23 protein-coding genes and 1 tRNA gene are annotated in these 24,861 nt (G+C 62.4%); 14 read left to right on the top strand and 10 right to left on the bottom strand.

Annotated features, from left to right (window positions below; translation table 11 throughout):
- Position 1 precedes the first annotated feature (1 nt).
- On the top strand, positions 2–217 hold the full coding sequence (locus tag BFP90_RS09150; protein WP_003171680.1) for a hypothetical protein: 216 nt from the start codon (positions 2–4) through the stop codon (positions 215–217).
- Here BFP90_RS09150 and yacG read toward each other — a convergent pair.
- From yacG to BFP90_RS09130, 4 genes are read right to left on the bottom strand one after another with little or no spacing between them, the layout of a single operon-like run.
- Positions 214–414: a DNA gyrase inhibitor YacG gene (gene yacG / locus BFP90_RS09145; protein ID WP_065887991.1), complete on the bottom strand. Its 201-nt coding sequence runs from the start codon at positions 412–414 to the stop codon at positions 214–216. The genes BFP90_RS09150 and yacG overlap by 4 nt on opposite strands.
- On the bottom strand, positions 411–1,034 hold the full coding sequence (gene coaE / locus BFP90_RS09140) for a dephospho-CoA kinase (protein WP_065896498.1): 624 nt from the start codon (positions 1,032–1,034) through the stop codon (positions 411–413). The genes yacG and coaE overlap by 4 nt, the downstream gene beginning before the upstream one ends.
- On the bottom strand, positions 1,031–1,897 hold the full coding sequence (locus BFP90_RS09135; protein WP_065896497.1) for a prepilin peptidase: 867 nt from the start codon (positions 1,895–1,897) through the stop codon (positions 1,031–1,033). The genes coaE and BFP90_RS09135 overlap by 4 nt, the downstream gene beginning before the upstream one ends.
- Positions 1,894–3,102, bottom strand: a complete 1,209-nt coding sequence (locus BFP90_RS09130) for a type II secretion system F family protein (protein ID WP_065896496.1) — start codon at positions 3,100–3,102, stop codon at positions 1,894–1,896. The genes BFP90_RS09135 and BFP90_RS09130 overlap by 4 nt, the downstream gene beginning before the upstream one ends.
- 198 nt (positions 3,103–3,300) lie before the next feature.
- On the opposite strand from BFP90_RS09130, the gene BFP90_RS09125 reads away from it, so the two are divergent.
- From BFP90_RS09125 to BFP90_RS09115, 3 genes are all read left to right on the top strand, one after another.
- The gene (locus BFP90_RS09125) at positions 3,301–3,714 is read left to right on the top strand and encodes a pilin (protein ID WP_065896495.1); all 414 of its coding nucleotides are present in this window, start codon (positions 3,301–3,303) and stop codon (positions 3,712–3,714) included.
- A gap of 64 nt (positions 3,715–3,778) precedes the next feature.
- Positions 3,779–3,854, top strand: a tRNA-Thr gene (locus BFP90_RS09120).
- 187 nt (positions 3,855–4,041) lie between these two features.
- Entirely contained in the window at positions 4,042–4,347 is a 306-nt protein-coding gene (locus BFP90_RS09115) for a DUF6388 family protein (protein ID WP_065891884.1), read from the top strand.
- A gap of 119 nt (positions 4,348–4,466) precedes the next feature.
- On the opposite strand, the gene nadC is transcribed toward BFP90_RS09115, so the two are convergent.
- Positions 4,467–5,315: a carboxylating nicotinate-nucleotide diphosphorylase gene (gene nadC / locus BFP90_RS09110; RefSeq protein WP_065891885.1), complete on the bottom strand. Its 849-nt coding sequence runs from the start codon at positions 5,313–5,315 to the stop codon at positions 4,467–4,469.
- 243 nt (positions 5,316–5,558) lie between these two features.
- Between nadC and BFP90_RS09105 the strand changes: the two genes are divergently transcribed.
- From BFP90_RS09105 to BFP90_RS09090, 4 genes are all read left to right on the top strand, one after another.
- Positions 5,559–7,715, top strand: coding sequence for a DUF1631 domain-containing protein (locus BFP90_RS09105; protein WP_065896494.1), 2,157 nt, complete (start codon positions 5,559–5,561; stop codon positions 7,713–7,715).
- A 61-nt stretch (positions 7,716–7,776) separates the two neighbouring features.
- The gene (gene ampD / locus BFP90_RS09100; protein WP_065887983.1) at positions 7,777–8,340 is read left to right on the top strand and encodes a 1,6-anhydro-N-acetylmuramyl-L-alanine amidase AmpD; all 564 of its coding nucleotides are present in this window, start codon (positions 7,777–7,779) and stop codon (positions 8,338–8,340) included.
- Entirely contained in the window at positions 8,337–9,173 is an 837-nt protein-coding gene (ampE, locus tag BFP90_RS09095; protein ID WP_065887982.1) for a regulatory signaling modulator protein AmpE, read from the top strand. Before ampD ends, ampE begins: the two co-directional genes overlap by 4 nt.
- A gap of 759 nt (positions 9,174–9,932) precedes the next feature.
- Complete coding sequence (locus BFP90_RS09090) at positions 9,933–10,361, top strand: hypothetical protein (RefSeq protein WP_065887981.1); 429 nt, start codon at positions 9,933–9,935, stop codon at positions 10,359–10,361.
- Here BFP90_RS09090 and BFP90_RS09085 read toward each other — a convergent pair.
- Together BFP90_RS09085 and cra are read right to left on the bottom strand one after the other, a co-directional pair.
- Positions 10,308–11,084 carry a TatD family hydrolase gene (locus tag BFP90_RS09085; protein ID WP_065896493.1) on the bottom strand — a complete coding sequence of 259 codons (777 nt, stop codon included), beginning with the start codon at positions 11,082–11,084 and terminating at the stop codon, positions 10,308–10,310. The two genes, BFP90_RS09090 and BFP90_RS09085, sit on opposite strands and share 54 nt — an antisense overlap.
- 2 nt (positions 11,085–11,086) lie before the next feature.
- Complete coding sequence (cra, locus tag BFP90_RS09080) at positions 11,087–12,082, bottom strand: catabolite repressor/activator (RefSeq protein ID WP_065891889.1); 996 nt, start codon at positions 12,080–12,082, stop codon at positions 11,087–11,089.
- 293 nt (positions 12,083–12,375) lie between these two features.
- Between cra and ptsP the strand changes: the two genes are divergently transcribed.
- The 4 genes from ptsP to BFP90_RS09060 all read left to right on the top strand — a co-directional run bounded on the left by ptsP (position 12,376) and on the right by BFP90_RS09060 (position 19,604).
- On the top strand, positions 12,376–15,234 hold the full coding sequence (gene ptsP / locus BFP90_RS09075) for a phosphoenolpyruvate--protein phosphotransferase (protein WP_065896492.1): 2,859 nt from the start codon (positions 12,376–12,378) through the stop codon (positions 15,232–15,234).
- Positions 15,235–16,155, top strand: a complete 921-nt coding sequence (gene pfkB, locus BFP90_RS09070) for a 1-phosphofructokinase (protein WP_065893651.1) — start codon at positions 15,235–15,237, stop codon at positions 16,153–16,155.
- 11 nt (positions 16,156–16,166) lie between these two features.
- Positions 16,167–17,870: a PTS fructose-like transporter subunit IIB gene (locus BFP90_RS09065; protein ID WP_065896491.1), complete on the top strand. Its 1,704-nt coding sequence runs from the start codon at positions 16,167–16,169 to the stop codon at positions 17,868–17,870.
- Positions 17,871–18,062: 192 nt separating this feature from the next.
- On the top strand, positions 18,063–19,604 hold the full coding sequence (locus tag BFP90_RS09060) for an alkaline phosphatase D family protein (RefSeq protein WP_065896490.1): 1,542 nt from the start codon (positions 18,063–18,065) through the stop codon (positions 19,602–19,604).
- A gap of 133 nt (positions 19,605–19,737) precedes the next feature.
- Here the strand turns inward: BFP90_RS09060 and BFP90_RS09055 are convergent, their stop codons facing one another.
- Together BFP90_RS09055 and BFP90_RS09050 are read right to left on the bottom strand one after the other, a co-directional pair.
- Positions 19,738–22,263: a PepSY domain-containing protein gene (locus tag BFP90_RS09055; protein WP_065896489.1), complete on the bottom strand. Its 2,526-nt coding sequence runs from the start codon at positions 22,261–22,263 to the stop codon at positions 19,738–19,740.
- A gap of 1 nt (position 22,264) precedes the next feature.
- Positions 22,265–22,462, bottom strand: coding sequence for a hypothetical protein (locus tag BFP90_RS09050; RefSeq protein ID WP_065896488.1), 198 nt, complete (start codon positions 22,460–22,462; stop codon positions 22,265–22,267).
- Positions 22,463–22,532: 70 nt separating this feature from the next.
- On the opposite strand from BFP90_RS09050, the gene BFP90_RS09045 reads away from it, so the two are divergent.
- A complete protein-coding gene (locus BFP90_RS09045) occupies positions 22,533–22,799 on the top strand; it encodes a CopG family ribbon-helix-helix protein (protein ID WP_065893646.1) in 267 nt (88 codons plus the stop codon).
- The gene (locus tag BFP90_RS09040) at positions 22,799–23,074 is read left to right on the top strand and encodes a type II toxin-antitoxin system RelE/ParE family toxin (protein ID WP_065883631.1); all 276 of its coding nucleotides are present in this window, start codon (positions 22,799–22,801) and stop codon (positions 23,072–23,074) included. The genes BFP90_RS09045 and BFP90_RS09040 overlap by 1 nt, the downstream gene beginning before the upstream one ends.
- A 62-nt stretch (positions 23,075–23,136) precedes the next feature.
- Here BFP90_RS09040 and BFP90_RS09035 read toward each other — a convergent pair whose 3' ends face one another.
- A complete protein-coding gene (locus BFP90_RS09035) occupies positions 23,137–24,300 on the bottom strand; it encodes a type III PLP-dependent enzyme (protein ID WP_003188470.1) in 1,164 nt (387 codons plus the stop codon).
- Positions 24,301–24,861 lie beyond the last annotated feature (561 nt).

The raw sequence follows: 24,861 nt of genomic DNA, 5'->3' as shown, positions 1-24,861 counted from the left end.
CATGAGTGTGTACGAATGGGCACGGCAGGAACTGCGCAGAAGCCAGGATGCCGCGCAGGAAATCGGTTTTGATCCAGGCCTGACCCTGCGCGCCATGCTCAGCGCGGTGGTGCAGCAGAGCAAGGGCGTTCGCAGCTTTGAAGACTTGGCCGACGAGTTGCAATACCTTGCGGAAAACCTCGACGACCAGCAGGAATATGCCTTTATGCGGCCTTAGTGGCGCGGCGGCAGGTCTTCGGAAAACAACTCGTCTTCGGCGTCCGGGGCTACCGGGATCTTGTGTTCTTCAGCGGCCCAGGCACCCAGGTCGATGAGTTTGCAACGGTCCGAGCAGAACGGCCGGTTGAGGTTGTCGGGTTTCCATTCCACGGGTGCACCGCAGGTTGGGCAGTCGACGGTCAAGGGTTGGCTCATGATCGGCCTCCACGCAAAGTAAGGTAAAAGTGGTGCAGTCGCTCGACCTCACCGTGCAGCCAGGCAAGGTCCTGGTCATTGACCAGTACGTCATCGGCATGGTTCAGGCGGTCTTCGCGGCTCGACTGGGCCTTGAGAATCGCCTGCACCTGTTGCTCGCTGATGCCGTCGCGCTGCAGGGTACGCTGAATCTGCAGGGATTGCGGCACGTCGATCACCAGGATGCGCTGGGTCATGCGGTATTGGCCGGACTCGATCAGCAGCGGTGACACCAGGATCGCGTAGGGCGACCGGGCGCGTGCCAGGTGATCGCGAATCTCGTCAGCGATCAGCGGGTGCAACAGGCCCTCGAGCCAGCGACGTTCTTCGGGTACTTCAAAAATCAATGTGCGCAACGCGGCGCGGTCCAGTTGGCCGTCCGCCTGCAGCACAGCGCTGCCGAAATGCTCGGCTATGCGCGCCAACGCCGGCCGGCCTGGCTCGACCACCCAGCGGGCGGCATGATCGGCATCGACCAGGTCGACACCCAGCGTGGTGAAGTGCTCGGCCGCAGCGCTTTTACCGCTGCCGATACCGCCTGTGAGGCCAAGAATCCAGGGTGTTGCAACAGGAGTGGTCATGTGAAACCGACAGACTGCAAATAGAAGTCGCTTATTTGACCACCCCAGAGCAATGCAATCCAGCCGGCAATTGCCAGGCAGGGTCCAAATGGCATGGGTGCCGACACGTGCGTCTTGCGCCAGCGCATCAGCAGCAACCCGGCAAACACGCCGAGCAGTGACGCCATCAGCAGCGTCATCGGCAGTATCTGCCAGCCGCCCCAGGCACCGAACAGCGCCAATAGCTTGAAGTCGCCATGGCCCATGCCATCCTTGCCGGTCACCAGCTTGAACAGCCAGAACACGCTCCACAGGCTCATGTAGCCCAGCACCGCGCCCCATAACGCATCGGGCAATGTTGCGAACAGGCCCAGACTGTTAAGGATAAGCCCCAGCCATAGCAGCGGCAGCACGAGGGCATCCGGCAGCAGTTGGTGATCTACATCAATCAGGCTCATGCCCAGCAACCCCCAACTCAGCAGCATCACCGCGCCCGCCTGCCAGCCAAAGCCGAAGTGCCAGGCTATGGTGGCGGATATCAGCGCACAGGCCAGTTCGGTGAACGGATAGCGCGCGCTGATGGATGCACGGCAACGGGCGCAACGCCCCTTGAGCATCAGGTAGCTGAGCAGGGGGATATTCTCCCAGGGGCGAATCGGTTGGTCGCAGTGTGGACAGCAGGAATTCGGGCGCATCAGGTTATAGACCGGCCCCGCCGGCGCGTCGGGCAGGCCGAGGATCTCACGGGCCTGTGCGCGCCATTCGCGCTCGAGCATCTTGGGCAGGCGCCACACCAGCACATTGATAAAACTGCCAACGATCAGCCCCAGCACCAGCGCCATGCCGACAAACGCCCAGGGCTGCTCGCCCGACAACGCGCTCAAAATGTCGAACCCAGTTGAAACACCGGCAGGTACATCGCAATCACCAACGCGCCGACGATGCTCCCCAGTACCACCATGATCAGCGGTTCCATCAAGCTTGTGAGGTTATCGACGAGGCTCTCTACGTCGGCCTCGTAATGGTTTGCGACCCTTTCCAGCATGTGGTCCAGGGTGCCGGACTCTTCGCCGATGGCCGTCATCTGGATCGCCATGCCTGGAAACAGGCCGCTGGCGGCCATGGACTGATTCAACTGCATGCCTGTGGATACATCGTGGCGCATATGTTCGATTGCCTGTTTGAAAGGGCCATTGCCGACGGCGCCGGCCACTGAGCCGAGCGCCTGCACCAGGGGAACACCTGCCGCAAAGGTGGTTGCAAGCGTGCGGGCGTAGCGGGCGACGGCAGCTTTGTTCAACAGTTTGCCTGCCAGGGGGACTTTCAACAAACCCGCCTCCAGCCGGTAGCGAAAACGCGCAGAACTACGGTAGGCGTGGCGCAGCCCGCCGATGAGCGTGCCCAGGCCCAGCGCCAGTATCCACCAGGCCTGTTGCAGAAAGTCGGAGAGGGCGATGACCCCCAGGGTGAAGCCGGGCAATTGGCTGTCGACTCCGGCAAACAGGTGCTGGAACTGCGGCACCACCTGTATCAACAGCACGGCGCTGACGAGGCCGGCCACCACCAGCACGGCAAGCGGGTAGGTCATGGCTTTCGTGATTCTGGTCTTGAGCCGTTGGCTTTTTTCCAGATGAATGGCCACGCGCTCCAGCAGTGTTTCCAGGGCTCCGGCCTGTTCGCCGGCGGCAATCAGGTGGCAGTACAGGTCATCGAAATAACGCGGATATTGGCGCAGCGTACCGGTCAGGCTGTTACCGGCGGCGACGTGTTGCTTCATACCCTTGACCAACTCGCGCAGTGTGCGGTTTTCGACGCCCTCGCCGATAATGTCGAAGGCTTGTAACAGCGGGATACCGGCCTTCAACAGCGTCGCCAGTTGGCGGGTGAAAAGGGCGATGTCAGCCGGCAGTATCGGCGCCGCCAGGCGTGGCAGGCCTGACGACCGCTTGCGCACATGTTCGGGGCAGATTCCTTGCTGGCGCAGTCGTGCCTTGACCCACGCAGGGTCATGCCCCGAGATTTTCCCGCACACCCTGCGGCCGTTGCGGTTGATGCCCTGCCAGGCGTAGATCGTCGAGGTGTCGTTCATGTCGCGTTCGCACATGCAGATTAAGAATTTACAGCTTAGCCAGCGGGCGGATACAGGCAGGCTGGCGTTGGCCGATAAAATGTCAGATTGTGCTTCTGGTATGCGATTGGCCGCGCAGGGATGAGTACACTGGCGCCGCTGCACAATACGGGGCGCAGGATGCGCCTTGTCATGGTTCTATTCTGGAGAGTGAAAGTGATGCATCAGAAAGGCTTTACCTTGATCGAGTTGTTGATCGTCGTGGCAATCATCGGCATTTTGGCCACGATTGGCTTGCCCATGTACACCAAGCACCAGGCCAAGGCCAAGTTCACCGCGGGGTTGGCCGAAATCAGCGCGTTGAAGGCCGGCTACGAAGATGTGATTAACCAGGGCACCGTACCCACGCTGCCGTTGATTGGCGGCAAGAGCCCCACCGCCAATTGCAAGGTCGATGTGACAGCAGATGTCGCCACGGGCAGCGGCTCCATCAGCTGTGAAATCGTTGATGCGCCTGCGCCCGTACTGGGCAAGACCATCACCTTGACGCGCAGCGCCACCAGCGGCTGGACCTGTGCAACCACGGCCGAGGCGCAATACGTCGCCAAGGGTTGTGGCGCCAACGGCGCATGACGTCTGGCGGGTGGTGAGCGAGCCGGTTGCCGCATGCCCAATGCGGTGCTAGCTTTAGCCCACCGCCCGTGTAGCTCAGCCGGTAGAGCAGCGCACTCGTAACGCGAAGGTCGCAGGTTCGATTCCTGTCTCGGGCACCAAGGCAACACTGTTTCACTGGCATGTTTCAAGGGCCCGTTTCAAAAGGCCTGTTTCAAAGGCACAGTTTTCAGATGATCCCAGAATGGTTCTGAAGGCCAGACGAGCCGGCATTCGCGCCTGCTCTTTCGTATCTGCGCAACCTTGATGACCCAGATGCATCCCCATTCCTCGATCTAAGAGAACGACATGACCACGACTGAGATGACCCAGGAAGTTCGGCACCAAGCAGCCCTCGACAAATACCTCGAGGCAACGCCGCAGCTCAAAGACGAGATCAAGGACCTGAGCGCTGACGACCAGCGTGATCAGATTCAGTGGGCATTCGAGGACGAGGCCGAGAGCCAGAATCTCCAGCCTTGGGAACTGACCCTCAAGTACACCTGCGCACCGGAAGAATTCGAAGCCGCACGCCTCGCCTTGCACAAGGAGGCCGCCGAAGTGCTGGGGGTCGAATGGGACGAGTATTGCGAGATGAATAATCTCGTAGTCTAAACGCTGCCGGTAGGAGCGAGCTTGCTCGCGAAAAACGTTAACGATAACGCGTGACATCCGAGTGCACGCGGCGTCGTTGAGTTTTTCGCGAGCAAGCTCGCTCCTACTGCCTAGGCTCTTTAGATACTCAGCCGCATCGACAAATCCACAGCCTTCACATCCTTGGTCATCGCACCAATGGAGATGTAATCCACGCCGGTCTCGGCAATGGGCAGCAGCGTGCTTTCATTGATCCCGCCGCTGGCTTCCAGCCTGGCCTTGCCCGCGTTCAGCCGCACGGCTTCGCGCATGTCGTCCAGGCTCAGCTCATCGAGCATGATGATGTCGGCACCCGCCGCCAGTGCTTCGCGTAACTCCTGCAGGCTTTCCACTTCGATCTCCACCGGCTTGCCGGGGGCGATTTTGTGGGCCGCGCTGATGGCCTGGGCAATGCCCCCGCACGCGGCGATATGGTTTTCCTTGATCAGGAAGGCGTCATACAGCCCGATGCGATGATTGTGGCAACCGCCGCAGGTCACCGCGTACTTCTGCGCCAGACGCAGGCCCGGCAACGTCTTGCGCGTGTCCAGCAGCTTGACCTGGGTGCTGGCGACGAAATCCGCCAGGTATCGGGCGCGGGTGGCGACACCTGACAGCATCTGCAGGAAATTCAGCGCACTGCGTTCACCGGTGAGCAGCGAGCGCGCCGGCCCTTCAAGGTGAAACAGCGGCTGGTTGGGACTGACGCGCTCACCGTCGGCCACCTGCCAATGCACGGCGACGCGGGGGTCCAGTTGGCGGAAGACCGTATCCACCCAGGCGGTCCCGGCAATCACGGCCGCATCGCGGGTAATGATCGTGGCCTTGGCCAGCCGTTCGGCCGGGATCAACTGTGCGGTGATATCACCACTGCCGATGTCTTCCAGGAGTGCGCGGCGCACGTTGGCTTCTATTTCGGCGGCGAGGTCGGCAAGACGCAGGTTCGGCATAACAGGCTCCACAGACTAAGTGCCGCGATTATAGGGGCTGTGTGAACTGGAACCCAGACGCGTCACTCATTTACCGCGCCGGGCAGAGTTTACTGGCGCAATGTCCATGATTTGCCGATAATCTCGCGCCTTGCAATTGGCGTCATAGCTTTGACGTCCTGATGGTGATCGGGTATTTGCAATGCCCAGCGGGTCAGGCCCCGTTCCTGCCCATCTCAACACCCGCCGTTTCAGGAGGCCAGGATGCACAATGACGGGAAGGTGGTGCCTATCAAGCAGGCACAGGCCACGCCATCGCCGCTCGCACGTCTGCCGGTGGTGGTGCTGCAGGTGCGTGACAAAGCGGCGCAACAGTTGCAACAGGGGTTGCAGGAACTGTTCGATAACGCCGACGACACCCTGTTTGAAATGGCCGACAAGGCCCGCAGCACGGTTGACCAGCATATTTTCTTTCAGGCCATGCGCGACCTGCGCCTCAAGCGCAAGAACTTCGAGCGCGTGTTCATGGAGCAACTGTATGCCGCCTTCGCCAACCTGAGCCAGGCCGATAGCGGTGCGTTGCACCCGGTGCCTGTGGTGTCCTATGAGGTGGCCGGCGCTATCCGGGCCGATGACCGGGAAAAGGCCGTGGCACTGGAGGCAATGCTCGGTCGGGTACGCCACCGTGATGGCTTGGCGCTCGGGCAACTGAGCGCGCGCCTGAGTGAAGTGTTGGGCAGGCCCATGACCGATCATGAGAACCCTCTGGGCCCTGCACGGCTTTGCCAGTTTTTTTTGCAGGCGGGCCGCAGCCTGGGGGTGGAGATCCGGGTCAAGCTGATCATGCTCAAGCTCTTCGAGAAATACGTGCTCAGCGATGCCGACCACCTGTATGGCGAAGCCAACCAACTGCTGGTTGCCACCGGGGTCCTGCCCGGACTCCAGAGCGTGCCGTCCCGTCGTGCAGGTGGCCGCGCGGCGTGTGAGCTCCCGCAACCGGCGCGTCCGCCGACCGCCGAAGCGCCTTGTGACGAAAGCGGCCAGCAAGCCTTTGCCGCCCTGCAAGCCTTGCTGGTGGCGGTGCGCGGCAGCGTAGCGCCAACCCTTGAAGCCAGTGCGCAACCGCAACCCATCGCCAGCCGAGACTTGCTGCGCCTGCTGTCGCATTTGCAGCAATACGTACCGGAGCCTGGCGCCGAGGACGATTTCGACCTGCGCAACCAGCTCGAACAGTTGCTGACCCGGGTCAGCGTCAAGAGCGGCAAGTCGCGGGTGGTGGAGGCGGCTGACGAAGATGTGATCAACCTCGTCGCGCTGCTTTTCGAGTTCATCCGCAATGACCGCAGTGTGCCCCACGCCTTCAAGGCCCTGATCGCTCGCTTGCAGATCCCGATACTGAAAGTCGCCGTGCTCGACAAGAGCCTGTTCAGTTGCGCCGGTCACCCGGCACGCCGCTTGCTCAATCAGATCGCCAGTGCCGCCATGGGGTGCAGCCCGCACGACGGCGATCAGAACGACAGCCTGTACCTGCGTATCGAACAGGTCATCCAGCGCCTGTTGAATGAATTTGCCGAAGATCCGCTGATTTTTTCGCAGTTACTGGCGCCATTCAGCACCTTCATCGATCAAGAGCAGCGGCGCAGTGAGTTGCTCGAACAGCACACCCGTGATGTCGAGGAAGGGCGCCTGCGTACCGAGGTCGCTCGCCAGCGCGTGGCGCACGCGCTGAACCGGCGGTTATTGGGCAAGGTCCTGCCGCCGTTCGTGGTGCAATTTCTGCAACAAACCTGGAGCCAGGTGCTGTTGCTGGCCTCTCTCAAGCACGGCGAACACTCGGTGCAGTGGCAGACCGGGCTGCGCACCATGGATGAATTGATCTGGAGCGTCGGCCTGCACGAAGACACCGAGGCAGGCCGGCATCTGCTGGCGCAATTGCCAGGGTTGCTCAAGTCGTTGCGCGACGGGTTGGCCAGTGCGGCGTTCGATCCTTTCAGCACGCGGGAGTTTTTTTTACGCTTGCAGACCGTACATGTTCAAACATGCGAAGGCGGGGGCGACGACGGGCTGATTGAAGTTCGCGAGCCCTTTGTTCTCGGCACCCCACTGTCGGACGCCGGCGAGGACTGGCCGCATGATGACCCTGACCTGCTCAAGGTGCTCCCGTTGCGGGTCGGCGGTTGGGTGGAGTTGCGCCAGGACGACGACACGGTATTGCGCTGCAAGCTCACGGCGATCATGGCGCCGAACCATCGTTATATTTTCGTCAGCCGCACGGGGCTCAAGGTCCTGGAGCAAACCCCCGGGCAATTGGCTGCGGCTTTCAAGCGCGGCGCCCTGCACAGCCTGGACGAGGGGCTGCTGTTCGATCGCGCGCTGGCGGCGGTGATGGGCAACCTGCGTCAACTCAATCGCGGCAAGTGATCGCAACCGCAGGGCGGAACGCGGCATACTGGTAACACTTTGTCTCAGTCAAGGAGCCTGTATGCAGTTGGACCCCGTCAGCGGTTGGTTCGAGGGCATTGGCCATTGCCCTTCGCCCAACTTCAACGAGCGCCCGGCAGGTGAGGTATCGTTGTTGGTGATACATAACATCAGCTTGCCTCCGGCGCAGTTTGCCACCGGTAAGGTGCATGAGTTTTTCCAGAATCGCCTGGATGTAACGGAGCATGCCTACTTTGAGGGGATAGTCCACCTACGGGTCTCTGCGCATTTTCTGATTGAGCGTGACGGTACAGTGACGCAGTTTGTGGCATGCCGGGACCGGGCCTGGCACGCGGGCGTCTCCAGCTTTGAAGGGCGTGACACCTGCAACGACTTCTCGTTGGGAATCGAGCTGGAAGGCACAGATGATCTGCCGTTCACCGATGCCCAGTACCAGGCGCTGATTGAGCTGACGCGTCAGCTGCTCGCAGCTTATCCTGCGATCACCCCCCAACGTATCTGCGGTCACAGCGACATCGCCCCAGGCCGCAAAACCGATCCGGGCCCGGCTTTTGATTGGAAGCGCTTTCGTGGCGCGCTGCAGGATGGAGGACACAAACTATGAGTTTCCTGGTGCTGGTGCTGGCAGTGTGGATCGAGAAGTTCTCGGCCTTGCGCCAGCGGTTGCAGCGCGACGGCGGCTGGCTGCGCGAGCTGGCCAGGCTTGAATCGAGCCCGCGCATGGGCAAGCGGCCCTGGCTGATCCTGCTGGCGCTGGTGGTGCTGCCCGCGGCGCTGCTGGGCTTGTTGCTGCTGGTGCTGGAGCCCGTGGCCTATGGCTTGTTGGCGTTGCCGGTGCATGTACTGGTGGTGATCTACAGCCTGGGCCGTGGCGATCTGTTGGCCGCGTTGGGACCGTTTCGTGATGCCTGGCGGCGGGGTGATCTGCAAGCCGCCGAGCACGTGGCCGAACGTGACCTGAAGCTGGGTGCCGACAGTGGCGAGCAGTTGCTCGAGCGGGTTCAAGGCCATTTGCTGTGGCAGGCGTACCAGAGCTTTTTCGCGGTGATTTTCTGGTATTTCCTGCTGGGCCCGGTGGCGGCTCTGGCCTATCGCCTGCTGGCGCTGGCCAGTGAGCACAGCCAGAACCCCCTGGTGGCCGAACGCGCCACGCAAATGCGCCACGCCTTTGACTGGCTGCCGGTGCGCCTGCTGGCCGCGAGCTTTGCCCTGGTGGGCAACTTTGTCGGGGTCAGCCGGGTCATGCTCCACGAATTGCTCAGCTGGGATATCAGCGCTGCACAACTGGTGGAAAAAGTCGGCCTGGCCGCTGCGGAAATACCGCCACCGGTAGTGGGCGCCGAAGGCATCAGCAGTCTTGATCAACTGTGGGAATTGCTGCTGCGTGCGGCGGTGCTGTGGTATGCCGGATTTGCAATCTGGACGGTGTTGCCCTGAGACCGCCATCGGGGGCAAGCCCCCTCCCACATTTGACCGAGCAGGGATCAGCGAAAATCGGGGAGGCGCAGTCAGCGTGCGAGGGGGCTTGCCCCCGATAACCTATATCCATACAACTTCGTAGGCTATAGCCGCCAACACTAACCACGATGCGAAGCGAGTCGCCCTTGATCTTGATCTGCTTTTGATCCTAGGCGCCCCGTTAAACCACGCTGGCCGAACGCAGGCTTGAATCCGTGGGCCGCCGCCACGCGCCATCCATGGCGCGGGGCGGCTAACCCGGCGTCCTGCCGGGTTACCCACGGATTCAAGCCTGCGTTCGGGCACACCGAGCCTAGGCGAGGTGCCGAGTGGTGGGGCAAGAGCGTTTTGCTTACTTTTGCGCTTTTCAAAAGTGAGCCGCTGTAAAAGCGGAACCCTAAGCAGCCGTGACCGCAGAAACGGATATGTACTCAACCCAATCCAACATCCTGGTCGGCCCTAAGGCCGCCATCGGGGGCAAGCCCCCTCCCACATTTGGATTTGTGGGGTATCAGTAAGATAGGCTGCTGTGCCCCCTACGGGTAGCAACGGGGAGCAAGTTCGGCGTCACGCCAAAGTTGTGTAGATACCTATGGCGCGTTCCGCACGTAGGAATTTTCGGTGGGATTTAACCCCGTCACACGTGGCCCTTATCCTGATTTCGCTACTGGCCTTTCAATATGCCGTGAATGAGTGAACATTTGAATCATCTGGTCACGGTCTCAAGGAGGCACGGCGATGGCCGCTGTCATCGGCATCAAAGGGCATTGCGCCCACTGCGACATGACGTTTGAACTCAAACCCTGGCAACTGAACGCCATCGCCATCGACGAACCCTTCGTCTGTACCTATTGCCACACGTGCCTGCAGCTGTGTTGCCGCAAGCAGTTGCGTCGCTTTCGTGCCCTGGACCACTGGGCGCTGGTGCCGCCCGGCATGATCATGCTGACCTGCGCGACCCTCCTGGCAGCGCTGTTTGCAGAGTGGCTGGGGCTGCTCAGTGTGATCGGGCAATTCAACATTTCGCTGACGACGCTGTTGATCCACTTTCTGGTGCTGCGCTACGTGCGGCATCGGCAACGGATGACCTTGAACCTGCAAGTCGTCAGCCGCTTACCACTGGAACAGCTCGCACGCATTGCGTGTGCTCGCCTCAGCCAGCCGTGACGCGCTGATGCCCATGCGCTCGGCCAGGGCGCTGCAGATGTCCGGCAAGTGGTGTGGGCTGTTGCGCCGGCCCCGATACATGGCCGGCGCCATATCCGGCGCGTCCGTCTCCAGCACCACCGCTTCCAGTGGCAATTGGGCCAGCACCTTGTGCATGCGCAAGGCCTGCGGCCAGGTCGCGGCACCGCCCAGGCCCAGCTTGAAGCCAAGCTTGATGTACTCGCGGGCCTCTTCCCGGCTGCCGGCGAACGCATGAATGATGCCGCCACGCGGCAGGTGGATGCGTTTGAGTGTGGCGATCACCGCCGCGTGACTGCGGCGTACGTGGAGCAAAGCGGGGAGGGTGAAATCCACCGCCAGTTTCAACTGGGCTTCGAACAGCGCTTGCTGGCGCGCTCGGTCCAGGTGCTCAAGAAAGTAATCCAGGCCGATTTCACCCACGGCGCACAGTTGCCGGTGGCCCTGCAGGCGCGTCAGCCAGTCGCCCAATTCCAGCAGGTCGGCAGGGCAGTGTTCATCGAGATACACCGGGTGCAGGCCGAAGGCGGCGAACAAGCCTTCATCCTCCATCACCAGATCCCACAACCTTTGCCAATTGCGCTGATAAACCCCGAGCACCACCATACGTCGCACACCGAGTTGACGGCTGTGGGCGAGGACCTGCGGACGATCACTGTCGAAGTCCGCGAAATCCAGGTGGGTGTGGGTGTCGATCAGCTCCACGCTCAGGCCTCGTGAATACGCTGCTTGAAGGTTCGGCTGATGCCGTGCACGCCGGGTTGGTAATGTTCTTCTTCAATGGCCGCCAGGGCCAGGCGCAGGGCGGTGTCGGCGATCAGTTGATGCTGCTGGGCCATGGCGTTGACCGGCAGCGGCAGGAAGTCCAGCAACTGGGTATCGCCGAAGGTGCCCAGGCGCAGTGGCCGCGACTTGAGCGGGAAGTCGTGCAGGGCGTCAAACACGCCTTGCAGCAGTACGTAGGACGTGGTCACCAGCGCGTCAGGCAGATGCCCCAGGCGCTGCAGTAATTGCTCCATCAACTGTCGCCCGCAGTCGCGGCTGAAGGCTTCGCCCTGTTCGACGATCACCTCCCCGGTAAAGCCTTGCAGGGCTTCACGAAAACCCGCAGCACGTTCCTGGCTGATGCTCAGCTCCGGATGGGCGCCGATCAGCGCGATTTGCTTGGGCAACGGTTGCAGCAGGCTGCCGGTGAGCTGCTGGCAGGCTTGGCGGTCGTCGCTGACCACCGAGCAGAACTGGCTGGGCTCCATCACCCGGTCGATGGCGATTACCGGCAAGCCTTTGGCTTGCAGTTCGCGATAGCTGTCATCCTCGGCCGGCAGGCAGCTGGCGACAAACAGCGCATCGCAGCGCCGCGCGCGGAACAGTTGCAGCAATTGGCGCTCACTGTCAGCCTCATCGTCGGAGCTGGCGATCAGCAATTGATAGCCGCGCGCCCGTGCGCCTTGTTCGAGTAACTTGGCAATGCGTGCGTAACTGGGGTTCTCCAGGTCCGGCAGGATAAAGCCCAGGGTGCGCGTGTGCCGGCTGCGCAAGCCGGCGGCTTGCGGGTTAGGCGTAAAACCGTGGGCCTGGACCACGGCCCGCACCCGCTCCACCGTCGCGTTGCTGATACGTTGTTGTTCGGCCTTGCCATTGATGACATAGCTGGCGGTTGTGACCGACACACCGGCCAGACGTGCGATATCACTGAGTTTCAAACCGGGTTTCCTTGTTTTTTTGAGCGTGCCCCGACATTTTGTCCAATCGTAACCGATTCCCGCATACGACCAATGTCCCACAACAGGCGCCGAGTGGCCCTTCAAGCTTGCGCAATTAACGCGTAATCTGCCATAAATTCTAGATTAAACGTTTCAGCAAGGGTATTTTTACGATGTTCGCCGCTGAGTGGCTACTGCCAACTGACCGCTCAGTCAGTTACTTTTGAACACCGCTAAGCTGATTTATTCAAAACAATACCTAGTGCGCACCCCGCACTAACTAGGAGAACGGCATGCTCGAGCTCACTGTAGAGCAGATATCCATGGGCCAGGTGGCGGTGGATAAATCTGCGGCCTTGCACCTGCTCGCGGAAAAACTGGTGGCCGATGGCCTGGTTGCCGAAGGTTATCTCAGTGGCTTGCAAGCCCGTGAAGCCCAAGGCTCGACCTTTCTTGGCCAAGGCATCGCCATTCCTCACGGCACACCGGAAACCCGCGACCAGGTGTTTTCCACCGGCGTGCGTCTGTTGCAGTTTCCCGAAGGCGTGGACTGGGGCGACGGCCAGGTGGTGTACCTGGCGATCGGGATTGCCGCCAAATCCGATGAACACTTGCGCTTGCTGCAATTGCTGACCCGCGCCCTGGGTGAGACCGACCTCGGCCAGGCGCTGCGCCGTGCCGGTTCTGCCGACGCCTTGCTGAAACTGCTGCAAGGCGCGCCGCAGGAACTGGCACTGGATGCACAGATGATCAGCCTCGGCGTGTCGGCCGATGATTTCGAGGAGCTGGTGTGGCGCGGCGCGCGCCTGTTGCGCCAGGCCGATTGCGTGAGCAACGGGTTTGCCGCCGTGTTGCAGCAAGTCGATGCACTGCCCCTGGGCGATGGCCTGTGGTGGCTGCACAGCGAGCAGACGGTCAAGCGCCCGGGCCTGGCCTTCGTCACGCCGGACAAGCCCATGCGCTACCTGGGCCAGCCGCTCAATGGCCTGTTCTGCCTGGCCAGCCTGGGCGAAGCGCATCAGGCGTTGCTCGAGCGCCTGTGCGCCTTGCTGATCGAAGGGCGCGGCCAGGAATTGGGCCGCGCCACCAGCAGTCGTGCCGTGCTTGAGGTGCTGGGTGGCGAACTGCCGCCCGACTGGCCGAGCGCGCGCATCACCCTGGCCAATGCCCACGGGTTACATGCACGCCCGGCGAAGATCCTCGCGCAACTGGCGAAAAGCTTCGATGGCGATATTCGCGTGCGCATTGTCGATGGTCCGGTCGGCGCGGTATCGGTTAAAAGCCTGAGCAAGCTGTTGAGCCTCGGCGCGCGGCGTGGCCAGGTGCTGGAATTCGTCGCCGAGCCGAGCATTGCCGGGGACGCGCTGCCGGCCCTGTTGGCCGCAATTGAAGAAGGCCTGGGGGAAGAGGTCGAGCCTTTGCCGACCGTCAGCGCCCAGCCCGCCACTGTCGACATCGAACCGGTGATCAGCGCGCCGCTGTCCGGTAGCCAGATCCAGGCAATTGCCGCCGCGCCCGGTATCGCCATCGGCCCTGCGCATATCCAGGTGCAACAGGTCTTCGACTACCCACTGCGCGGTGAGTCCTGCGCGGTTGAGCGCCAGCGCCTGCAGGCTGCGCTGAGTGATGTGCGTCGCGATATCGAGGGCCTGATCGAACGCAGCCAGTCCAAGGCGATTCGCGAGATCTTCATCACCCACCAGGAAATGCTCGACGACCCGGAGCTGACCGACGAAGTCGATACGCGCCTCAAGCAAGGCGAAAGCGCCGAAGCGGCCTGGATGAGCGTGATCGAAGCGGCTGCCCGGCAGCAGGAGTCGTTGCAGGATGCCTTGCTCGCCGAGCGCGCTGCCGACCTGCGCGACATCGGTCGCCGCGTATTGGCGCAACTGTGCGGCGTCGACACTGCGCAGGAACCCAATGAACCCTACATCCTGGTGATGGACGAAGTCGGCCCTTCGGACGTCGCGCGCCTGGACCCGGCCCGTGTCGCCGGCATCCTCACGGCCCGTGGCGGCGCCACGGCCCACAGCGCCATTGTCGCCCGCGCGCTTGGCATTCCCGCACTGGTCGGAGCCGGCGCGGCGGTATTGCTGCTGGGCGCCGGTACACCCTTGTTGCTCGACGGCCAGCGCGGCCGCCTGCACGTCGACCCCGATGCGGCCACCCTGCAACGCGCGACCGTCGAGCGCGACACTCGCGAGCAACGCCTGCAAGCCGCCTCTGCGCAACGCCATGAACCGGCGCTGACCCGCGACGGCCACGCGGTGGAAGTGTTCGCCAATATCGGCGAAAGCGCCGGAGTGGCCGCGGCGGTGGAGCAGGGCGCCGAGGGCATCGGCCTGTTACGCACCGAGCTGATTTTCATGGCCCACCCGCAAGCGCCGGACGAAGCCACCCAGGAAGCTGAATACCGCCGCGTACTCGACGGCCTCGACGGGCGCCCGCTGGTGGTACGCACCCTCGATGTGGGCGGCGATAAACCGCTGCCGTACTGGCCGATTGCCGAGGAAGAAAACCCCTTCCTCGGCGTGCGCGGCATTCGCCTGACCCTGCAACGCCCGCAGATCATGGAAGCGCAACTGCGCGCGCTGTTGCGTTCGGCGGACAACCGGCCGTTGCGCATCATGTTCCCCATGGTCGGCAGCGTGGATGAATGGCGCGCGGCCCGGGACATGACCGAGCGTCTGCGCCTGGAAATCCCGGTGGCCGACCTGCAACTGGGGATCATGATCGAAGTGCCGTCGGCCGCGCTGCTGGCGCCGGTGCTCGCCCGCGAAGTCGACTTTTTCAGCGTCGGCACCAACGACCTGACCCAATACACCCTGGCCATCGACCGTGGTCACCCGACACTGTCGGCCCAGGCCGATGGCCTGCACCCGGCCGTGCTGCAACTGATCGACATCACCGTGCGTGCCGCCCATGCCCATGGCAAATGGGTCGGCGTGTGCGGCGAGCTGGCGGCGGACCCGCTGGCGGTGCCGGTGTTGATTGGCCTGGGTGTGGACGAGCTGAGCGTGTCGGCCCGCAGCATCCCCGAAGTGAAGGCGCGGGTGCGTGAATTCAGCCTGAGCCAGGCCCAGGGCCTGGCGCAACAGGCACTCGCGGTGGGCTCGCCCGCCGAAGTACGTGCTCTAGTGGAGGCCGTGTAAATGGCAAGGATTTTGACCCTGACGCTGAACCCGGCGTTGGACCTCACGGTACGCCTGGCGCGCCTGGAACCCGGTGCAGTCAATCGCAGCGAAACGCTCATCACCCATGCCGCCGGCAAGGGCGTGAACGTGGCGCAGGTGCTGGCGGACCTCGGCCACGCGGTGACCGTGGGCGGCTTTCTCGGTGAAGACAACCCGCAGGCGTTCGAAGCACTGATCGCCCACCGTGGGTTTGGCGACGCGTTCGTTCGCGTGCCGGGGGAAACCCGCAGCAATATCAAGATTGCCGAACAGGATGGCCGGGTGACCGACATCAACGCGCCGGGGCCGCTGGTGAGCGAGCAGGCGCAAGCCGAACTGCTCAAGCGACTTGCGCTGATCGGCCCTGACTTCGACGCGGTGGTGGTCGCCGGCAGCTTGCCGCGTGGCGTCAGCCCGCAATGGTTTCAGGCACTGATCGAGCAATTGAAAAACCTCGGTCTGAAAGTGGCCCTGGACACCAGCGGCGAAGCCTTGCGCGCCGGGTTGAAGGCGGGCCCCTGGATGGTCAAGCCCAATACTGAAGAGCTTGCCCAGGCGCTGGATAACGCCACCGATGCCATCCGCCAGTTGCATCAACAGGGCGTGGAACATGTGGTGGTCTCGGACGGTGCTGCCGGCGTGAGCTGGTACAGCTCGGGGGCGACCCTGCAGGCCACGCCGCCCAAGGTGACGGTGGCCAGCACCGTAGGCGCCGGCGATTCGCTGCTGGCGGGCATGCTCCACGGCCTGCTGCGCGACGAAGCGCCCGAGCAGACCCTGCGCCGCGCCACGGCGATTGCCGCGATGGCGGTGACGCAGATCGGTTTCGGCATCAGCGATGACGCGCAGTTGGCGCGTCTCGAAAGCGGCGTCGATGTGCGCACGCTGACAGAACAATAAGAGGGTTTGTGATGAAGTTAGCCATTGTTACCGCCTGCCCGAACGGCATGGTCACCAGTGTGCTGTGCGCCCGCTTGCTGGACGCCGCCGCACAGCGCCAGGGCTGGAGCACCAGTGTCGAAGTGGTGGACGTGCAGCGCCCGGACAGCCAGCTGTCCCAGGCGACCCTCGATGACGCCGAGTGGGTGTTGCTGGTCAGCAGCACGCCGGTGGATATGCAGCGTTTTGTCGGCAAGCGCGTGTTCCAGAGCACGCCGGCCCAGGCGCTGGCGGATGTCGACGCGGTGTTGCGTCGGGGCGCCGAGGAGGCGCAGGTGTACGTGGCGACCGAGGCACCGGCCGGGAATGCCCCGCGCATTGTCGCGATTACCGCTTGCCCGACCGGCGTTGCCCATACGTTCATGGCCGCCGAGGCCTTGCAGCAGACGGCCAAGCGCCTGGGCTATGACTTGCAGGTCGAGACCCAGGGCTCGGTCGGTGCGCGCACGCCGTTGAGTCCGCAGGCCATCGCCGACGCCGACGTGGTGCTGCTGGCGGCGGATATCGAAGTCGCCACCGAGCGCTTCGCCGGCAAGAAGATCTACCGCTGCGGCACCGGTATTGCCCTCAAGCAATCGGAAGCCACGCTCAACAAGGCGCTGGCCGAAGGCGCGGTGGAAAGCGCCGGCAGCGGCGCAGTGGCCAAGTCGGAAAAAACCGGCGTGTACAAACACCTGCTCACCGGGGTGTCGTTCATGTTGCCGATGGTGGTGGCGGGCGGTTTGTTGATCGCCTTGTCCTTTGTGTTCGGCATCCATGCCTTTGAAGAAAAAGGCACCCTGGCGGCGGCGCTGAAAACCGTCGGCGACCAGGCGTTCATGCTGATGGTGCCGTTGCTCGCCGGCTACATCGCCTACTCGATTGCCGATCGCCCCGGCCTGGCGCCGGGCATGATCGGCGGCCTGCTGGCGGGCACGCTGGGCGCCGGGTTCATTGGCGGGATCTTCGCCGGTTTCCTGGCCGGCTACAGCGTCAAGCTGATCTCCCGGGCGGTGCGCTTGCCGCAAAGCCTGGAGGCGCTCAAGCCGATCCTGATCATCCCGTTGCTGGCCAGTTTGTTCACTGGCCTGGCCATGATCTATCTGGTTGGCCCACCGGTGGCGCGCTTGCTGACCGGGCTGACGGATTTTCTCAGCACCATGGGCACCACCAACGCGGTGCTGTTGGGCATCCTGTTGGGCGGCATGATGTGTGTCGACCTGGGCGGGCCGATCAACAAGGCGGCGTACGCGTTTTCCGTCGGCCTGCTGGCGGCGTCGAGCGGGGCGCCGATGGCCGCGACCATGGCCGCCGGCATGGTGCCGCCGATTGGCATGGGCATCGCGACGCTCCTGGCCCGGCGCAAGTTCGCCCAGACTGAACGCGAAGCCGGCAAGGCCGCGATGATTCTCGGCCTGTGCTTTATCTCCGAAGGCGCGATTCCGTTTGCCGCCAAGGACCCATTGCGCGTGATCCCGGCCAGCATCGCCGGTGGCGCATTAACCGGCGCGCTGTCGATGTACTTCGGCTGCAAACTGGCCGCGCCCCACGGCGGGTTGTTCGTGTTGGTGATTCCGAACGCGATGAATCATGCGCTGCTGTATCTGCTGGCGATCGTGGCCGGCAGTGTGCTGACCGGTGTGGTGTATGCGCTGATCAAGCGGCCGGAAGCGGCGGAGCTGGCCGTCACTGCCTGACGCGGTAAAAAAATGTGGGAGGGGGCTTGCCCCCGATAGCGGTGTGTCAGCCAGCTTATTTGCAGCTGACACACTGCCATCGGGGGCAAGCCCCCTCCCACATTTGATCTTCAGTGTCTGTAAGGGCGGTGTCATATCTGCTTCATCCGGCCATGCTTAAGTGGCCCTTTTGATACTCAAGAGGGCACACGCATGAGCCACTTCGATCTCGGCCGTCGCCGCGTGATGCAAGCTGTTGGCGCGGGCCTGTTGTTGCCGGGCCTGGCGCCGGCGGTGATTGCGTCGGTCAAGGACCGCCCGCTGCTCACCGATGGTGTGCAATCAGGCGATGTGCTCGGTGACCGCGCGATGATCTGGAGCCGCAGCGACCGCCCGGCGCGGATGGTGGTGGAGTGGGACACCCGCAGTGTGTTCAGCAACCCACGCCGATTCGTCTCGCCCCTGGCCGACAACCGCAGCGATTTTACCGCCCGCGTCGAACTCACCGGGTTGCCTGCCGACCAGGCGATTTTCTACCGCGTGCATTTCGAAGACGCCCAGACCGGCGCCGCCAGCGAGCCGTGGTTCGGCCACCTGCGCAGCGTGCCGCAACAGCGTCGCGATATCCGTTTTGTGTGGAGTGGCGACACCGTCGGGCAAGGCTTCGGCATCAACCCGGACATCGGCGGCATGCGCATCTATGAAGCCATGCGCCTGCGCCTGCCGGACTTCTTTATCCACAGCGGCGACACCATCTACGCTGACGGCCCGGTGCCGGCGCAACTGGCCACCGAAGGTGGACGCATCTGGCGCAACATCACGACCGAAGCCAAGAGCAAAGTCGCCGAAACCCTGGATGAATATCGCGGCAATTACCGCTACAACCTGCTGGATGAAAACGTGCGGCGCTTCAATGCCGAGGTGCCGCAGATCTGGCAGTGGGACGATCACGAGGTGATCAACAACTGGTCGTCGAGTAAACAGCTGGATGAGCGCTACCAGACTCGCGACATCAACACCCTGGTCGGCCGTGCGCGCCAGGCCTGGCTGGAATATTCACCCATGCGCCGGCAAAGCGCCGACGCGGGCGGGCGAATTTATCGCAAGCTCAGTTACGGTCCGCTGCTGGATGTGTTCGTGTTGGACATGCGCAGTTATCGCGGACCGAACGACGACAACCTGGGCGGCGAAAAGCCCTTCCTCGGCCGCGAGCAACTGGACTGGCTCAAGCGCGAACTCAAGGCGTCCCAGGCGCAGTGGAAAGTGGTCGCAGCCGACATGCCTATCGGCCTGGGCGTGCCCGACGGTGAAGTCAGCCCCGGCGTGCCGCGCTGGGAAGCGATTGCCAACGGTGATCCCGGCCCGGCGCAGGGGCGTGAGCTGGAAATTGCCGAGTTGCTGGGGTTCCTGCGCGCGCACAAGGTACGTAACCATGTATGGCTGACCGCTGACGTGCACTATTGCGCGGCGCATCACTATCACCCGGACCGGGCGGCGTTCCAGGATTTCGAACCGTTCTGGGAGTTCGTCGCGGGGCCACTGAATGCGGGGAGCTTCGGGCCCAACCCGTTGGACAAGACCTTCGGGCCCGAGGTGGTGTTCGAGAAGGCACCGCCGGCGCAGAACACCTCGCCGTTTGCCGGGTTTCAGTTTTTCGGCGAGGTGCAGATTGATGGGCAGACGGCGGAGTTGACCGTTATTTTGCGCGATCTCGATGGTATCTCGGTGTTCGAGCAAAAACTGCAGCCCGCTTGACCTGGAACGCGGTAAAAACTGTGGGAGGGGGCTTGCCCCCGATAGCGGTGTATCAGTACCGGAGATATTGACTGACACACCGCCATCGGGGGCAAGCCCCCTCCCACATTGGTTCTACAGTGCCGGTAAAATTTCAGTACACATCCCGACGATAGCGGCCTTGTTCGATCAGGCGCTCCACCGCTTCACTGCCGAGGATGTCCACCAACGCCTGGTCCACACCCGTGGCCATGCCCTGCAAACTGCCGCATACATAAATCACCGCACCATCGGCCAGCCATTTGCGCAGCACGTCGGCGGATTCGCGCAGGCGATCCTGCACGTAGATTTTCTCCGCCTGGTCCCGCGAGAACGCCAGGTCCAGCAGGGCCAGGTCGCCACTGGCCAGCCAGCCTTGCAGTTCTTCCCGGCACAGGTAGTCGTGGGCGATATGGCGTTCGCCGAACAGCAGCCAGTTACGCTGCCGGCCCTCGGAAATGCGCGCCTTGAGCAGGCTGCGCAGGCCGGCCAGGCCGGTGCCGTTGCCCAGCAGGATCAGCGGCACGGGCGCCTCGGGCAGATGGAAGCCGCTGTTGCGGCGCAGGCGCAGGCTGATGCTCGAGCCTACGGCGGCGTGTTCAGTCAGCCAACCGGAGCCCAGGCCCAGGCTGCCGTCCGGATGACGCTCCTGGCGCACGATCAGCTCCAGCACGCCATCGCTGGCAATCGAGGCGATCGAGTATTCGCGCATGCCCAGCGGCACCAGCGCATCCACCAGTGCCTGGGCATGCAGGCCGACCAGGTGGGTGCGGTTGTCCGGCAGTTGGCGTGTGGCCAGGGCCTGGTCCAGCGTTTGCGCCAGGCCTTCGATCAATACGCCTTCGCTGCCGGCCAGGCCCAGCCCTTCCAGGAAGTGCCCGACGGCCCGTGGGCCATTGCGCGGCAGGATTTCCACCAGGTCACCGGCCAGCCAACTGCTGGGCGAGGGTGGCGTGAGGCCCAGCAGGTACACGGGGGCGCCGATGCTGTCCGGGTTGAGCAGGGTGCGTTGACTCAAGGTCCAGTGTTCAAACCGGGCCGTCTGCCACGCCGCTGCCGGCGCGTGACCGGTGAGCTGGCCGAGTTGTTGTTGCCAGGTCAGCAAGGCCTCGGTGTCGCCACTGTCGACTTCCACTGGCGCAAACAGCGGGTTGCCGCCCTGATGGGTCAGCCAGAAGTGCAGGCGCCTCGCAAAGCCGCAAAAGTGCGCGTACTGGCGGTCGCCCAGGGCTAGCACCGAGTAGTTCAAGCCTTTGAGGGACAGGTCCTGGCCGAGCACGCTGCGCTCGAAGCCACGGGCGCTGTCGGGCGCTTCGCCGTCACCGAATGTACTGACCACGAACAACGCCTGTTGCGCCTGACTGAGGTCATCGCGGCTGACGCTGCCCAGGGGCTGCACCTTCACCCCGAGCCCTGCGGCCTGCAATTGCCCGGCGGTCTGCCAGGCCAACTGTTCGGCAAAGCCGCTCTGGCTGGCAAAGCCGATCAACCAGGCCGGCGCGTCGTCGTGGCTTGCCACCAGGCCTTTGCGCGCATCACGCACCTGGCGTTTTTTGCGGCGACGGTCCAGGTACAGCAGCCAGCCGGTGATAAAGAACAAGGGCATGAGCAGCGCGCTCACGGTGAGCACAATTCGCCCGACCAGCCCGAAATAACTGCCGGTGTGCAGCGCATAGACACTGGTCAGCAACTGCGCCTTGAGGCTCTTTTTGGCGTAACGCTCATGAGCCGTGACCTCGCCTGTGGCCGGGTCGAGGTTGATCTGGTTCAGCGCGCGGTCATGGGGCGAGCTGTCGAGCAGGTAATACACGGTGGCCGGTTGCCCGGCGACGGCCGGCAGGCGGATGTTGTAGGCGCTCAAGCCAGGGCCTGCATTGCTGTAGATGCTGCTCCAGATCGCTTCATAGTTGGCCGCGGGCGCAGGGCCTGCGGGTGGCGGGCCGCGCTTGCGCATGCGCTCGTTCTGCGGCGCATCGGACAGCAGTTGGGTCACGCCACGGCTGTACCAGTCGTAGGACCAATACAGCCCGGTCAGCGCTGCCAGCAGATAAAGCAGCAGGCACCAGGTGCCGAACACCGAGTGCAAATCCCAATTGAAGCTGCGGCCCTTTTTACGCCAGTCCAGGGTCAGCCATACACGCCAGTTCCTGACCTGGCGCGGCCAGCGCAGGTACAGGCCGGAAAGGCAGAAGAACAGCAGGATCAGGGTGCAGGCGCCAGTGATGTTGCGGCCGGTGTCGCCGATGGCGAGGAAGCGGTGCAACTGCAGGATGAAGCCGAACACATCCTGGCCGACGGCGTCACCCAGGTAGTCGCCGGTATACGGATCGAAGTAACGCAACTGGCCTCGCTGCTCGCCTGGCGGCGGAGTAAAGGACACGCGGGCGGCTTTGCCGCTGTGGTCTTCCACCCACAACATGGCCACGCGCTTGCCTTCGGCGGCTTCCAGCTTGCGCACCAGCTCGGCCGGAGGCAGCACGCCGGCTTCGCGCTTCTGCACGTTCAGTACCGTGGGGTTGAGCGCGCGCAGGATTTCATCCTGGAACGAGTACGCAGCCCCGGTGATCCCCATCAAGGCCAGCACCAGCCCGGCCGTGATGCCGAAGAACCAGTGCAACTGAAACAGGGTTTTCTTCAACACGTCAAAGCGCCTCGCTTAGCTGGATATAGGTGTCACGGCGCGCATTATGCCGTGAGTTGCCGAAAAACACGCAAAAGCCCCGCGCATCTGATGCGTGGGGCTTGTTGTGCTTGATGGAGAACGTGCTGATGGCCGCGCGGGTGTTGCGCAAGTCTGGAACAAAGTCGATGAACGGCGATGAATTGAGGTTGTTGCTCAACGTTAAATCACTATGATTAAGCTTGAATCATATTTAATCACTTGCGCCAGATATCCCGAGGAGAGTGTCCATGGGGGCCGATACCAAAGTAATGACCGCTCACATTCCCACCGCTCTTGCTCAGAAAGTCGACCAGATGGCCGCACGGATGGATCGCTCACGTGGATGGGTGGTCAAGCAAGCTCTCGTCGATTGGGTCGATCAAGAAGAAGAGCGCAGTCGCTTGACGCTTGAAGCGATGGCGGATGTCGATGCGGGGCGTGTGATTGATCACCAGGCAGTGCAGGCCTGGGCTGATAGCCTGGACACCGACTCGCCGCTGCCGGTTCCGCGCTGATGGAGCTGAAGTGGACAAGTAAAGCCTTATCCGACTTGGCTCGATTGTACGACTTCCTCTCTGTGGTGAACCGCCAAGCGGCCGCCCGCACCGTGCAGGCACTCTCCCGGGCGCCGGACACATTGCTCAGTAATCCGCGTATCGGGGAAAGAATTGAAGAGTTTTCGCCGCGCGACGTAAGAAGACTTTTGGTTGGCCGTTACGAAATGCGCTACGAAATTCAACAGTCGACGCTCTATGTTTTACGGTTATGGCACGTTCGCGAGGACCGCTGAAACCTCGGAGCACACACAAAAAAGCCCATGAAACGTCATGGGCTTTTTTAGTTGCAGCCGTCTTACACGTAAAACGATTTCAACGGCGGAAACCCATTGAATTCAACCGCGCTGTAGCTGGTGGTGTAGGCACCGGTCGACAGCCAGTACAAGCGATCGCCAATCGCCAGGTTCAGCGGCAAACCGTACTTGTAGTTTTCGTACATGATGTCGGCGCTGTCGCAGGTGGGACCTGCGATGACCACTTCTTCCATCTCGCCTTTCTTCTCGGTCCAGATCGGGAACTTGATGGCTTCGTCCATGGTTTCGATCAGGCCGGAGAACTTGCCCACATCCGTGTAAACCCAACGCTCGACGGCGGTACGCGATTTGCGCGCTACCAGCACCACTTCGCTGACCAGGATACCGGCGTTGGCGATCAACGAACGGCCCGGCTCCAGGATGATTTCCGGCAGGTCGTCACCGAAGTCTTCCTTGAGGAAGCGGATGATTTCTTCAGCGTAGGTTTCCAGGCTGTTGGTGCGGGTGATGTAGTTGGCCGGGAAGCCACCGCCCATGTTGATCAACTTCAATTCGATGCCGTCTTCTTCCTTCAGGCGTTCGAAGATCACTTTGACCTTGGCGATCGCCGCGTCCCACACGCTGATGTCGCGCTGCTGGGAACCGACGTGGAACGAGATGCCGTACGGCACCAGGCCCAGGTCACGGGCGAGGATCAGCAGGTCCATGGCCATGTCGGTCTGGCAGCCGAACTTGCGCGACAAAGGCCAGTCGGCCGTGGTCGAGCCTTCGGTGAGGATGCGCACATACACTTTCGAACCCGGCGCAGCCTTGGCGATGTTGCGCAGGTCGGCTTCGGAGTCGGTGGAGAACAGGCGCACGCCCTTCTCGTAGAAGTAGCGGATGTCCTTGGATTTCTTGATGGTGTTGCCGTAGCTGATACGGTCGGCGCTGACGCCACGGTCCATGACCTTGTCCAGCTCGTAGATCGAGGCGATGTCGAAGCTCGAACCCTTGTCTTTCAACAGGTCGATGATCTCGACGGCCGGGTTGGCCTTGACCGCGTAATACACCTTGGCGAATTCGAAACCGGCGCGCAGGTCATCGTAGGCCTGGCTGATCATCGCGGTGTCGATCACCACGAACGGGGTTTCCTGTTTGTCGGCGAACGCCTTCATTTTGTCAAAGGTGGCGCGCGCGAAATAATCTTCGACGTTGATCGACATGCTGGGAACTCCTAAGGGCAAACTGTATTAATCAATGGGTGCAAATGAACGTCCTCCGTATCCCCACTTTGGTTCGCCTACTTCCCAAGGCATGTCGCCGAAAGCAAAAAGGCCATGGGATACGCGTCCCTTGGCCTTGCTGTCTCGTCGTCAGTACTTGAGCCGGATGGATCGTTTCCAGCATGGACGTTCGGCGCGAACTTTAGGGCTTGATGGGCGTGGGATCAACTAAAAATGTCGCGTTTTTGCACGCGTTCGTCGCGCGACCCCGTGCAGCTACTTATGTAACCGACCGGTGTGACGGATTGATGTTCCCCGGATGGGGCAAATCGACTGTATTTCACTGACACCCTGGGGGGCAAATGTGGGAGGGGGCTTGCCCCCGATGGCGGTGGGTCAGTTATAGAGTTATCAACTGACCCACCCTCATCGGGGCATGGGTATCTACACAACCCTGTAGCGCTCAACCGTAACCACGATGCGAAGCGAGCCGCTCTTGATCTTGATCTGCTTTTGATCTTGATCTCAGGCGCCCCGTTAAACCACGCTGGCCGAACGCAG

It is taken from the genome of Pseudomonas sp. 24 E 13 (assembly GCF_900004715.1).
Lineage (GTDB): Bacteria > Pseudomonadota > Gammaproteobacteria > Pseudomonadales > Pseudomonadaceae > Aquipseudomonas > Aquipseudomonas orientalis_A.
Note: the sequence above shows the minus strand (reverse complement) of the source record. Positions and strands in the feature narration are given on the sequence as shown.